This is a genomic window from Paenibacillus sp. Root444D2 (genome assembly GCF_001426375.1).
Classification (GTDB): domain Bacteria; phylum Bacillota; class Bacilli; order Paenibacillales; family NBRC-103111; genus Paenibacillus_E.
In genome coordinates this window covers 428,579-442,219 of sequence record NZ_LMEO01000050.1, presented here as the reverse complement: position 1 = coordinate 442,219, position 13,641 = coordinate 428,579, and the positions used below count along the sequence as shown (strand labels likewise).

Here is a 13,641-nt window from a genome sequence, read left to right as displayed (position 1 = left end):
AAACTGCTTTTTATTCGTTTGTAAGAATGAAAAACATCGTTAGAGACACGATTTCACATCCCCGCGCATCTGTAACGATGAAAAACATCATTACAGCTTTGCTCAGCGTATAAAACTGTTTTTTACTCGTTTGTAAGAATGTAAAACATCGTTAGAGACACGATTTCACATCCCCTCGCATCTGTAACGATGAAAAACATCATTACAGCCTTTGCTCAGCGTATAAAACGGCTTTTTACTCGTTTGTAAGAATGTAAAACATCGTTAGAGACACGATTTCACATCCCCTCGCAGCTGTAACGATGAAAAACATCATTACAGCTTTGCTCAGCGTATAAAACTGCTTTTTACTCGTTTGTAATAATGTAAAACATCGTTACAGACACGATTTCACATCCCCTCGCATCTGTAACGATGAAAAACATCATTACAGCCTTTGCTCAACGTATAAAACTGCTTTTTACTCGTTTGTAAGAATGTAAAACATCATTACAGCTTCGCTCAGCGTATCAAATTGCAATTTTACTCGTTTGTAAGAATGAAAAACATCGTTAGAGACACGATTTCACATCCCCTCGCATCTGCAACGATGATAAACATCATTACAGCTTTGCTCAGCGTATAAAACTGCTTTTTACTCGTTTGTAAGAATGAATACATCGTTACAGACAGAGATACAAATGTGAATAGAGGAGGATATCCGCATCGATTTTGCTGTAGATCAGCATCACAAGATATAGATCATTGAAGTTAATTTTGACTATCCATCTCATTGTTTATTTGATAAAACCATGTATAAGTTGCCACTTGCATGATTTTGACCATCTGCTGTACTATATTCGGCTCATTTGATCTTGCACGGCACCCTGCCGCGTTCTTACCCAAGTTATAATAGCTAAAAGGACAGGTATGATTAAGGTTGGGATTAGTGAGGAGAAGGGAAGAATTTCAAAGTCATAGGCTCCCAAATCCATCATCTTTGTATAACTAATCTGAGCCAAAACATAGAACAATAGTCCAGTAGGTAAAATAAAAGGTTTCGTCTCTTTGATCTTGAAAATTTGTTTGATCACGAGTAAAAAAACGTAGTGAAGCACAATAAGTTCAAATAAAGTGAAAATGGTCCAAATTGCGATGATAAGAATTTCTATCCTTTCCATATATTCTCCGAATTTAACTAATTGTATGGAAGTGAAATAGGGAAACGCCGACAATTTGGTTAAATGTATGCCAAGCGCACCGAATGTTAAATAACTTGCCAGTAACAAATAAATACCTGATAAAACTACTGCAGTTGTTAAACTTGAGAACGTTTTTTTTGTATTTTTTACCCGTGATAGAAGAAAACCGAAGACAACGCATTTTCCAAATGGAAAACCGAAAGACAGCATCCCACCGTAAATGATTGTGGATAATTTGCTTTGAAACATGGGCAGGAAAGGATTAATTTCCACTTCACGCAGAATAAACAAACTGACGATGCAGATGGACAGAATGAAAAACGGTAGGATAAATTGAACCGTGCGTACTAAAGTACCTAAACCTAAATAAACGGAATAGGAACTAACCAACACAATGAGTAAAATTAAAAAGTTAGGGGTGGTGTGTGGAAGGATAGCCGTCGTATAGAACCAAGATATTGCGCGATAAGCCAACACACCTGTATCAAGGAAATAGATAAGATAGATGACAAGTACGAGTTTGGCAAGCCATTTTCCCAACAATTTTTCGCAAGCTTCCGTCATACTTAATTGAGGATGCTGCGATTGAACATAGGATAGAAGCCATAATATTCCTATTGAAAAAACAATAGCTAGAAGATTTGAAATCCAGACATCCTGCTTGACCAGCTTGGCCTCAATTAAAAACAAGGTTGAGAATCCAGACAAAAAACTAAAACAGAGAAATCCCAATTGACCATGATTGATTTTTTCAGAATCGGTCATCTTCATTCCTCCACTCGTACTTTTAATAGGTCTATCATGTAATCGGAGACAGGACCATAAATAATCTTGTTTAAGGACTCCAAGGTAAGCTTTGAAAAACCCATGAAGGGATTCAAATAGACGATTATAACGAGATAATAGAACAGGAGAACTATAGCATCTGTTTTAGTCTGTTGTTTCCATAAGCGAATAGATCCTTTCAGCCCCAAACAAATAGCTATTAAGCAGAGCGAGTTATTAAGAAGCATTTATCGGCCACCTATGATTTGGGACATGCCCAGTTTTTCAATTTCTACATTGACATGAACAGGAATTGACATTGTCGGATATACATGATCCCAATCCTTTTTTAGCTTTTTCCATTCCTTTGGATGATGCTGGATGAAATATTCAGAAACCCCAAGTAGGTCTACTTTCAGATCTTGTTGAAAATGTTTTAAGCTATCATGAATGATTTTCTCCAAATGCTTGGAGGTAACTTGTTCCAATTGAGCCAATATAACCGGATCGCTCAGTGCAAGATATTGATTCATTTCACCCAAAGTCGCTTTGAAATTCAACTGGACATCTAATTTTGGTTTGCCATTGACGTAATCGCTGTGAATTTCTCTTTTTGAGATTCGAAGAAAATAGGACACTTTCGTGGATTTGAATTCCAATGATTCTGTAAATTCATAGTTTTTCCATTTACTTTTCTCAGATAACCAATGGACAACCCGCACATCATTTCCATCCAGCCAGTCAACGAATTTCCCTTTGTTAATAACAGCTCCGCCATTTAAAAGCAGCGATGATGGAGAGGAAACAGTCTTTGGTGACGTCATTATTTTGCCTAAAACAAAGCCCCTGTATGGATTACTGTAGCGGTCGGCCACTTTATGTATCATTAGACTGTAGCTCTTGCCCCACTCTTTTTCATTTCGGACGATCCCTAGCAGCACATTCGAAGTTAGTTCGCTAATATTGGATTTTCTTTTCAGTAAATCCTCCGCTTTCCCCTCACTAACAAGTAGGTGACCTGTTATGCGGATTTGACGGTTCCTTGTTAGGAAATCTACGATATCATAGAGGGAATGACGTGCTGCAGCTTCACCTATAATAAAGAATTTATTATGCTGCCATACCAAGGATTTACCTACACGGTTACGCATATTTCTTGCAGCGTCCATTATCGAATCTCCAACTGCACTATCAACCAACTCCGACTGTTTACCTGTTTTCTCCGTACTTGTCGATGTGGGTAAAACACAATAAATAGTAATTACATATTTATTGCTTTCCTTGTCATAATCAATACCAGTTGCCATAACTAAATCAATATCGCTGATTTCCTTATTATCAGGTGAACAGCCCACTAATAGTGACAAGATTGAACACATAGCCAGAAACCATTTAACGTTCTTCATACCCCTCGCCTTCAATTCCAAAAATAAATTTCCCCTTCACCTTTGCCTTATAATCTTATTTCCTCTTATACGATGAGGAACTTCGATATCGGGCCGGAAGGAGGATGAATTTCTTAAATGTATTTCTTAAGCTTTCAGAATCGACCGGTTCTAAGAACGGTACTCCACAGAACCGTAAGGAACATAGATGCAAAAGGATTGCGAACAATCCCAAAGAGAGCCCAAAGACACCTGTAGAAGCTGCAAGAAGCATGAGAGGAAACCGTAACATTCGCAAAGCGATGGCTGTACTAAAAGACGGAATTGTAAAGGAAGCAATTCCTGTCATGGCAACTACAATCACAACCGGACGGGAAACGATTCCCGACTGTACCGCTGCTTCTCCGATGATGAGTGCACCTACGATACTGACAGATTGGCCGACAGCGCGAGGCAACCGCAAGCTGGCTTCGCGCAGCACCTCGAATGCCACCTCCATGATGAAAGCTTCGATAAAACTCGGAAAAGGGATCCCCGCTTTGGCAGAAAGGAAGGCCATCATTAGCGGTGTAGGGACCATTTCCAGATGGAAGGTAGTTAAGGCGATATATAAAGAAGGCCCAAACAAGGATGTGAACAGAGTGATCAACCGTATTAAGCGTAAAAAATTAGCAAAATAAAACCTTTCGTAAAGATCCTCGCTGGGATGCATCATTTCAAAAAATGAGCTGGGGGCAATTAAAGCTATCGGAGTCCCATCGGTGATGATCGCAATTTTCCCTCTGTTCAAGGCGGTAACAATCCGATCGGGGCGTTCCGTATTTAGAATTTGCGGGAATGGTGAGAACGTATTATCTTGAATCCATTCCTCTATTTGGGCGCTATCTCCTAGAACATTCAAGTCAATAGCATCGAGTCTACTCATCAATTTTTCTAGAACGGTATGATCAACCTGAGTATCGAGATACAAGACGGATACTTTTGTTTGACTCCGTCGTCCAATAATATAGGATTTAGATTTCAAATCCGATGTCTTCAGTCTTCTATAAACCATCCCCAAATTAATTTGCAAATCTTCGGTGAACCCCTCACGTGGCCCACGTACGTTGACTTCAAGCTTTGGTTCGTCTATCGCGCGTGTTTCATATCCGGGCAACATCATTCCGTATGATTCTGAACGACCTTCAACAAATATAACGAAGCCTGCATCCGTAATCATGCTCACGACCGCATCTAAATTTGGCAAAAGTCTAACTGCGCCTAACGAGTATAACGATCCTGTAATCGCATCATCAACGGGTCCCTTCCAGTAAAGAAGATCTTCGGACATTTTACGGATGATTTGTTGATTTAAGATGTTTTCGTCAACAAGGATATTCAAGTAAATAATAGACGCTAACGATTGACCGTCATTTGTAGTGATGTTTCTGACAACCAGATATTCATTTTGACTAAAATATTGCAATAATTTCTCTAGATTTTGGGAAACGGAAGTACTGATGGGTTCCTGTTTTAGTTCCATTTTCCAATCCCCTCAATGTAAAATGATCTAAGGCCAAATCGGAAACATTTCATAATAAAGGAATTATTCGCTTTTATTCCTAGGATTATGCAAATAACAATTTGAACATTAACTTCGACACCTCATTGGATGTGTTTTTTGTTGACAAACCCTAGCTTCTAGGCGTTATATGGATGTAATTAACTAGCGATGGTTGTGCAGACTGAGGGGGTCCACGATGTTCTATTCGCTCAAAAACCGATTGATTGTTTGTTTTGTGGTTTTACTGCTCGTTTCTACCGGGACAATGTCTTACCTTTTTTTTACGGAATCCCGCTCAATTATTCGCTCCTACATTGAGTCGTCAGCCTATGAAAAGATGGACGAGTATGGGTCCTTCGTCAACATGGCACTAGTGCAAATCTACGATGTTTCCTCAATTGTGTTTAACAGCAGTACAACGAAAAGTTGGGACATTGCGCTCTCTGATCCTGCTTTGCCCGCCGGGGAAAAGATGCTCGCGAACATTAATTTAAGCCAATTTTTGACACAGACGACGAACAATTATTCGATTGTATCGTCGGTCACCGTGTATCGGCAAGAAGGGATGTGGATCTCCGCGGATAATCAGATCATGAATGATACATCGTTCAAGAGTGAGCAGTGGTATGAGCATTTTAAAACAAGAGGAGTCCAGTGGGTATCCGCTCATCAAGATCCGATTGAGGTAAGACGTTCGAAGCCATTTGACGTGCTGAGTTTATTGCTGCCCATTGGCACGTTTGAGCCCTCAAAATCCAAAAACATGATGAAAGTTAATGTGAAATCCGAATTCTTTCTCGAACCGCTAAGTCGGATTCATCTTGGAGAGAAAGGCACTATTTTCCTGTTGGATGGGCAGGGAGATTCCGTTTTGGGTCAACAGGAATATGCATCCTCCCATCCGGAGGCAGCGAAACAAATGGAAGCGATCCGCGCGAACCATCTCCAGAATGGGGTGGTCTATGTAGAGAATGAGCATGGCGCCAAAGACATTCTCGTTTATAAAAAGCTGAAGCTCAATAACTGGCTGCTGGTTGGCATCGTGCCTGAAGCTGATTTATACGGAAAGCTGTACAAGCTTCGAACGAACATCCTTATCTTCGCATCCGTATTACTTGTTGCAGCCATTGCTACTGCTATATGGCTTTCGCATGGGATTTCCAAACCGCTCTCTCGGCTCGCATCAGCGATGCGTTATGTGCAGATGGGCGATTTCCACGCCGCTGAGAATCGGATTCCGGCCGAGGCAAGAGTTCGGAATGAAGTCGGCTATGTGACGACAACGTTCAGGAACATGGTGAGTCAGTTAAGACACCATATTACGACGGAATTTGAACTAAAGCTGCTTAGGCAGCAAGCAGAGTATAAAGCATTATTGATGCAAATTAATCCTCATTTTCTATTTAATACATTAGAATTGCTAAGTAGTCTGGCGATGCAGCAGCGCATACAAGATACGGTGAGAGTGATTGAATCTCTAGGGAAAATGATGCGCTTCTCATTGAAAATAAATGACGACCTGATACCGCTGGAAGAAGAGCTGAAATATGTTCGCCATTATGTGTCTATCTTGCAAATCCGATTTGCCGATCGGCTTCAAATTGCGGTCGAAGAAGACGATAATATGCGTCAATGCGTCATACCTAAATTTATTTTGCAGCCTTTAATTGAAAATGCCGTGAAGTACAGCTTTAGGGAACAAGCTGAGGCTAACGTGATTATACGGGTACGGCATGAACATAACCGACTCATCCTTTCCGTTGCGGATAACGGTCCCGGGATTCCAGAGGAGCTGGTACAGCAGCTGAGAACGGAATCGTTAACCTCGCAGTTTGAGCAAATATTGAACAGCCGATCACAGCAGATCGGATTACGCAATGTTTTAGCTAGATGCCAACTTTATTATGGGCCGTTGTTTGCTTTTGAGATCGATTCCACAAAGCAGTATGGGACCCAGATAGCACTTATTTTGCCGCTGCAAGGAGGAATGATAGATGTATAGTGTACTCATAGTCGATGATGAACCTGAAATTCGGCAAGGACTTAGGCTCAAAGTAGAGTGGGAAAGCCTCGGGCTTTCCATTGTAGGGGAAGCGGGAAACGGGGCAGAGGCTGTTGCATGGTTGACGAATCATCCGGTAGACATCGTGATTACAGATATGAACATGCCATTGATGGATGGGGTATCCTTTTTGGAAGCTTGTCATGAGCACTATCCGTCTTTACGGCTGATCGTCATTACAGGCTATGAAGATTTTCATTATGCCAAGGCAGCTATTCGTCATCAGGCAAGGGATTATTTGCTGAAGCCGGTGACGCAAGATGAACTCAGAGAGGCTATGCTGAAGGTAATTTATGAGCTCGATGCGCAGCGAAACGAGCGTGATCAGCAAGCTATGATGGCGTGGCGGCTTTCGCAATATTATAAAGAAATGAAAGAGCATTTTATCGTTCACCTAGTTAAAGAGGAATTGGCACGGGAAGCAACGATTAGGGAGAAGGCGAAGCTGTTTCAATTGGATACCTGGGAGGAATTCCGTGTTTGTTTCCTTACAGCTGGTTTTATGGAACGCACTGGTGGCGCGGGGCGATTGGAGCGTTCGCCGGACAAGCTGCGGCTGCCGTTTGAAATGGTTTGCAGGGAAGTTGCAGAGATGATCCCGGGTCAAATTCAAGTCTTCCGCGATGCGAACTATGCAGGATTAATGCATTTTATAGCTGTGGCGTCCCATACAAACCTAGATCACTTGGTCGATACGCTTCGCATTGCCGTGACCGATCATTTGGGATACCAGCCAGTGATTAGCATCGGCAAAATGGTTATTGGGCTTAATCAGTGGAAGGATGGTTATCTGTCTTCACTTTTGGAGTGGAACTTGAAGGGCAATAAAGATTCACAAACCCTGCACAATCTATCAACGCCGGAGGCTGCACTCTCGGAGGAAACGAATAAGGTCATGCAGCGTTATTTGGCTCGTGGCGAGCTTGCTGCTTTCGAACAGGCGATTCACAAAGAATTGAATGAAGCTTTCGCAGCATCGCAGGCTAGATTCGTTAAACTTATTTTTCAGCTATATCTCATGCTGGACACGCTGGCTTATACGACCCGTATTGACTTGGATAACGGAGAACAGCTGTGGATTCGTCCCGAGCAAGTATGGGGGTTCGATACGGCAGCTAAAGCACAGCAATTTCTATATAACCTGGCATATAAAATTGTCAGCTCGGCCAATGATCCTGTTGGAGATGAACTTTCCATGATACAAGCCGCAGAGCAATTCATTCATGAAAACTATATGTACGATATTAATTTGACTATGCTGGCCGAACGTTTTAATTATAATTCTTCGTATTTTTCCGAAATGTTCAAAGCCAAAGCCGGAAAAACGTTCATTCAATACATCACGGATGTGCGAATGGCAAAAGCTGTACAACTGCTTGAAGAAACGATGCTGAGCTTATGGGATATCGCTGAACTGACAGGCTTTTCGAATGCCAGCTACTTCAGTTCTAAATTTAAACGCATGTATGGGATGCCGCCATCTGATTATCGTCTGCGTCTCACAGTACCTGAAAAAATTGATAATCAAGAGCCGAAGAAATAGCATTCAAAGGAGCGCCTATAATCCTTATGATGATCTTACGAGTGATGAGTATTCATCGCTATCGATCACGAAGGAGGAGGGCGCTCTCATGTCATCATTAAGTAAAACCGCCCTTTCGCGGCAAAATCGCACAGCTTATTTATTTTTATTACCTTGGTTAGTTGGTTTTTTCTGCTTAACATTGGGCCCTATGATGGGGTCGCTGTATCTATCCTTTACGAAATTTAATTTGTTAAATGCCCCCAGATGGTTAGGACTAGACAATTATGTGCAAATCTTTAACGAAGATGACTCCTTTTATCACTCAATGGGGATTACCTTTCAATATGCCCTATTATCTGTGCCCCTAAGACTTATTTTTGCTTTAATAGTGGCCTTGGCGCTTAATAAAGGGATTCGTGCACTCGGGGTTTATCGAACGGTTTATTACATCCCATCCCTACTTGGGGGGAGCGTTGCGATTGCTATCGTTTGGAGGAAAATATTCGATGGGGATGGATTATTCAATCAATTCTTAAGTTGGTTTGGTCTTCAGGGCCCAGCTTGGGTAGCTCACCCTGATTACATAATGTCCACGATCATTACCTTGTCTGTATGGCAGTTTGGATCGGCCATGGTCATCTTTCTGGCAGGACTTAAGCAGGTGCCGGCTGATCTTTATGAAGCATCACAAGTAGATGGAGCAGGGAAAGTACGACAGTTTTTTCAAATTACGCTTCCGCTGCTATCCCCGGTCATTTTCTTCAACCTAGTGATGAGCATTATTAATTCGTTCCAAGTGTTTACACCCGGTTATGTCATTGGAGATGGACGCGGAGGACCGGTGAACTCGACCTTATTCTACACCTTGTATTTGTATCTGAAAGGGTTTTCCTTTTTCGATATGGGATACGCCTCAGCGCTTGCATGGATTATGCTGGTCGTAATCGGTGTGCTAACAGCCATTGTATTCGTGACATCGAAGTATTGGGTATTCTATGGGGACGGCAAGGATGAAAGGGGATGACCAGATGATTGCGAATACGAACTACACCAAGCTGCTGAAGCATCTGTTGATTATCGCCTTTGGCTTGCTGATGCTCTATCCAGTCTTATGGCTGCTTAGCAGTTCCTTTAAGCCGAATCAATTGATTTTCTCAGATACAAGTCTTTGGCCCAAGAAAGTGACGTTTGACAATTACATGAATGGTTGGAAAGGGCTGCAGGGCACAACGTTTGGGCGTTTCTTCCTGAATTCAGCTCAAATCTCGGTGCTCTCTGTCCTAGGCAATATTATCACATGCTCCTTTGCCGCCTATGCGTTTGCACGGCTAGAATTTAGATTCAAAAAGCTTTGGTTTAGCCTTATGCTGGTCACCATTATGCTTCCGTACCATGTCACTTTGGTTCCTCAATACATTATTTATAACAAGATTGAATGGATCAACACGTATTTACCGCTGATTGTACCGAAATGGTTAGCACACGATTCGTTCTTCATCTTACTTATGGTTCAGTTCATTCGAGGAATTCCGAAGGAATTGGACGAAAGCGCAACCATTGATGGCTGCGGGCAAGGCCAGATTTATTTTCGCATCATTTTACCGCTTCTTGTTCCTGCTTTAATCACAACCGCTATTTTCACGTTCATCTGGACATGGGACGACTTTTTTTCGCAAATGATTTACCTCAACAATATCAAGCTGTTTACCGTTCAGCTCGGTATTCGCTCGTTATTTGATCCTTCGGGAGAATCCGATTGGGGTGCGCTGCTCGCAATGTCCGTTCTTTCACTAGTTCCGATCATGACGATTTTTCTTTCTTTCCAAAAGTATTTTTTAGAAGGTATTGCGACCACAGGTCTTAAATAATTCTAATATTTGTTCAGGGGGAGATTTCAGATGAAAAAACGTTTTGCGATAACAACACTAGCCATGTTGATGGCCATTACAACCGCTTGTTCTTCAGGGACCGGCACGGGAAACAGCAGCGCTCCAAACGCAACAGCTGCAGGTACAGCTAAAGAAGTAGCAAAGGCAGAGCCGGTAGAGCTAAGAATTATGTGGTGGGGTGACCAGAAACGGGCAGATCGTACCAATGAAGCGCTTCGCAAGTTCGAGGAGAAAAACCCAAATATCAAAATTGTCGGTGAATTTGCCCCGAGTTCAGGTTATTTCGATAAACTAAATACGCAGTTGGCTTCGGGTACTGCGCCAGATGCGTTTTTCCTCGGAGGGAACGTAGTCGATTATGCGAATAAAAACGTGCTGCTTGAACTGGATCCATTCGTGGGGAAAGAGCTTGATTTAAACGATATGGACAAATCGATGATCCAATACGGTACCTTCAAAGGAAAGCTGCTACACGTCTCCGCCGGAGCTAATGCACGTGGTATTGTCGTTAATACGGAGTTGTTCAAAAAAGCAGGTATTCCTGTTCCGCAAGATGGTTGGTCATGGGACGATTATGGACGAATCAGCAAAGAAATTACGGATAAGCTCGGTAAAGATGTGTTCGGGACATACAATTTTACAGTCGATGGCATGGATATTTATTTGAAACAAAGAGGCAAGCAGCTCTACGATATGGATAATGCTAAGCTAGGCTTTGAACAGAAGGATGCGGAAGAGTGGTTCAATTTATGGAATACGATGACAAAAACAGGCGGCGTTGTAACACCAGCTTTGCAAGTATCCAATCCGCCGTCAGATACGAGTAAATCACTCGTTGTAACCGGAAAAGTAGCGATGAGCTTACTCGCATCCAATCAGTTGGGCGCTCATCAAAACCTGATTCCAGACAAACTGGCACTTGTTCAACTGCCTCGCGGACCGAAAGGGACCGGTGTTGTTTTCGAATCGAGCCAAGGATTATCCGGTTATGCGAAAACAAAGCATCCAAAGGAGGTTGCGATGCTCATGAACTATTGGATCAATGATCCCGACGCGGCGAAAATTTTGGGTAATGATCGTGGTGTTCCTGTGACTTCCAAAATGCGTGATCTTCTGAAGAAGGATGCCAACCCGGTTGAGCAGATCATCTATGATTACACAAGCCGCGTCTCGGCAGCGACGAATAAAGAGCCGTTTGCGATCAGTTATAACCCTCCAGGCAATACGGAATATACGAAACTGATTGAAACAACTGTGCAAGAAATTGGCTTTGGTAAAAAAGATGTGAAAAAGGGCGTTGAGGATTTCTATAACGGAACCGTAAAAATTTTCAACAATAACAAATAACGAATAATAAATAAAAATAATTAATAACAAAGCCGCTTGTCGGGAGAAATAGGCTGCCATTGGCAGTCTATTTCTTTTCAATTGGATGACAAAAGACGTATTCCTAACTAGAGAGAAGAGGCGGATATATGAAAGAAGCATTGTTAAGCAAGCTGCGTGGGATTCATACGGAGGAGCGGATGGGCCCTTTAAAAAAGGAATCAGATGGCCCCGTTCTTGCAGAATGGAACCAGTCGGGAGTGAAGTTTGCGGCATCTTCCGATAAATTGGAGGGCGTGTACTACGAGGCTCTGCGTAAACTATTGGACTGTGTCGTACCGACGGGTGGAGAGAAGCCTATATTGCATGAAGGTGGTATTTATCTAGGATGCTGGTTGGAAAGCACGGGGACGATTAACGCTGAATTGTTATCGCGTTTCATTCCTTCTGTTTCGCAATCGACTTATGAATTATTTGCTGATTACCAGCGTGAAGATGGTCTAATGCCTTATAAACTCACGGATTCAGGTCCTTCTTACAGACAAATTCAGTTGGTGACGCCGCTTGCTAGAAGTGTATGGAATCACTATCAGTTGAATGGGCAGGATAAGACGTTTTTACGAAAAATGTATACAGCTATGCAGAGTTACGATGATTGGCTGTACACCTATCGCAATACACGCGGAACGAATGGAGTGGAAGCCTTTTGCACATTTGATACGGGACATGATTTATCCCCCCGTTTTTGGCATGTTCCGGATACGCCCCATGGTAATGACGCAAGAATTTGTAATCCGGACTCCCCAATCTTGCCATTCGTTGCGCCTGACTTAACGGCCAATGTATACTGTCAGCGACTCTACCTAGCGAGAATTGCGGAAGAACTCGAGGAGAGTGGGGAGCTTTGGCGGGAAAAGGCGGAAATGAGCTTAAACAGCTTGTTCCAGTTTTGTTTTGATGAGAAGGATCAGTTCTTTTATGATCTGGATAAAAATGATGTGCATGTTCGTGTACAGTCTGATGTCCTTCTGCGTGTGCTCGCATGTGAAGTGGGAGATCGAGCCTTCTTTGATCAAGCTTTGCGCAAATACTTGTTGAATACGCGAAAGTTTTTTGCCAAATACCCATTTACGTCGATGGCTATGGACGATCCGAGATTTGACCCTTTTTCCAGTTATAACAGCTGGGCAGGGCCATCCAATTTCCTTAGCTTAATCCGTGCACCGCATGCTTTTGAGCATCATGGAAGGTTTGTAGAACTCACCTATGTGTTATATCCGTTAATGGCTGCATTTCACAAAATGACACGATTCGCTCAAGCGCTAAGTCCGTGGACAGGAGAGGAAGGTTTCACGGAGACTTATTCACCGGCGATTTTGTGTATGTTGGACTACGTTGAACGTTTGAGCGGTATCATGCCTAGACCAGATGATGAGCTTTGGTTTACAGGACTGCTGCCTTATGCGGTTGATCATGGTGAAGAGATTGCGAATGGGACTGCTTACAGTCGGGTTATCGACGGTATTACATTTGAACTGGTCAATACGAAGGATGAATCAGTGGTTTATAGGAACGGTGTGGTAACTCTTCAATTTCCAAATGGCTTAAGAGCTGTAACCGACCGTGAAGGAAAATTGAAGTCGTTTATCGGTATGACTGTTCGAACGGTAGAAGGAGTTATTTCGTATGAAGGGCGCGAATGGCAAGTTGCTGTGAAAGGAAATGAATGGATCGATATGGTTGAAGGTCATGAGATGAAAAAGCGAGCTGCCGATCTGGGTGTTATTGCACCAACTTATGGATAGAATGACCTCAATTTAGCATATATGACGATGGATCCCGATTTAAGACACCTCAATCTATAGCAAGATTGGAAGAATAAATCGACGGTATCAATGGTGAACGGATAAAGATAAGATCAAGCCCTCAATCAAATGAGACTTGATCTTTTTTTTAGTTATCAGG

General features: G+C 42.4%; 9 protein-coding genes. 6 read left to right on the top strand and 3 right to left on the bottom strand.

Going from position 1 to position 13,641, the window contains the following annotated elements; all coding sequences use genetic code 11:
- Nucleotides 1-833: 833 nt before the first annotated feature.
- From ASD40_RS29435 to ASD40_RS29420, 3 genes are all read right to left on the bottom strand, one after another.
- On the bottom strand, nt 834-1,946 hold the full coding sequence (locus tag ASD40_RS29435; protein ID WP_057306688.1) for a GerAB/ArcD/ProY family transporter: 1,113 nt from the start codon (nt 1,944-1,946) through the stop codon (nt 834-836).
- Nucleotides 1,947-2,194: 248 nt separating this feature from the next.
- Nucleotides 2,195-3,352, bottom strand: coding sequence for a Ger(x)C family spore germination protein (locus tag ASD40_RS29425; RefSeq protein WP_156390230.1), 1,158 nt, complete (start codon nt 3,350-3,352; stop codon nt 2,195-2,197).
- A 55-nt stretch (nt 3,353-3,407) separates the two neighbouring features.
- On the bottom strand, nt 3,408-4,853 hold the full coding sequence (locus tag ASD40_RS29420) for a spore germination protein (protein WP_057306685.1): 1,446 nt from the start codon (nt 4,851-4,853) through the stop codon (nt 3,408-3,410).
- A gap of 217 nt (nt 4,854-5,070) precedes the next feature.
- On the opposite strand from ASD40_RS29420, the gene ASD40_RS29415 reads away from it, so the two are divergent.
- The 6 genes from ASD40_RS29415 (at nt 5,071) to ASD40_RS29390 (ending at nt 13,481) form a co-directional block, all read left to right on the top strand.
- A complete protein-coding gene (locus ASD40_RS29415; protein WP_057306684.1) occupies nt 5,071-6,876 on the top strand; it encodes a sensor histidine kinase in 1,806 nt (601 codons plus the stop codon).
- Nucleotides 6,869-8,479, top strand: coding sequence for a response regulator transcription factor (locus ASD40_RS29410; protein WP_057306683.1), 1,611 nt, complete (start codon nt 6,869-6,871; stop codon nt 8,477-8,479). The genes ASD40_RS29415 and ASD40_RS29410 overlap by 8 nt, the downstream gene beginning before the upstream one ends.
- Before the next feature lie 88 nt (nt 8,480-8,567).
- Complete coding sequence (locus ASD40_RS29405; protein ID WP_057306682.1) at nt 8,568-9,485, top strand: carbohydrate ABC transporter permease; 918 nt, start codon at nt 8,568-8,570, stop codon at nt 9,483-9,485.
- A gap of 4 nt (nt 9,486-9,489) precedes the next feature.
- A complete protein-coding gene (locus tag ASD40_RS29400) occupies nt 9,490-10,329 on the top strand; it encodes a carbohydrate ABC transporter permease (protein ID WP_057307080.1) in 840 nt (279 codons plus the stop codon).
- 30 nt (nt 10,330-10,359) lie between these two features.
- Nucleotides 10,360-11,697 (top strand): ABC transporter substrate-binding protein, encoded by a 1,338-nt coding sequence (locus tag ASD40_RS29395; RefSeq protein WP_057306681.1) that lies wholly within the window; start codon nt 10,360-10,362, stop codon nt 11,695-11,697.
- Between the two features lie 128 nt (nt 11,698-11,825).
- Nucleotides 11,826-13,481 carry an MGH1-like glycoside hydrolase domain-containing protein gene (locus ASD40_RS29390; RefSeq protein ID WP_057306680.1) on the top strand — a complete coding sequence of 552 codons (1,656 nt, stop codon included), beginning with the start codon at nt 11,826-11,828 and terminating at the stop codon, nt 13,479-13,481.
- Nucleotides 13,482-13,641 lie beyond the last annotated feature (160 nt).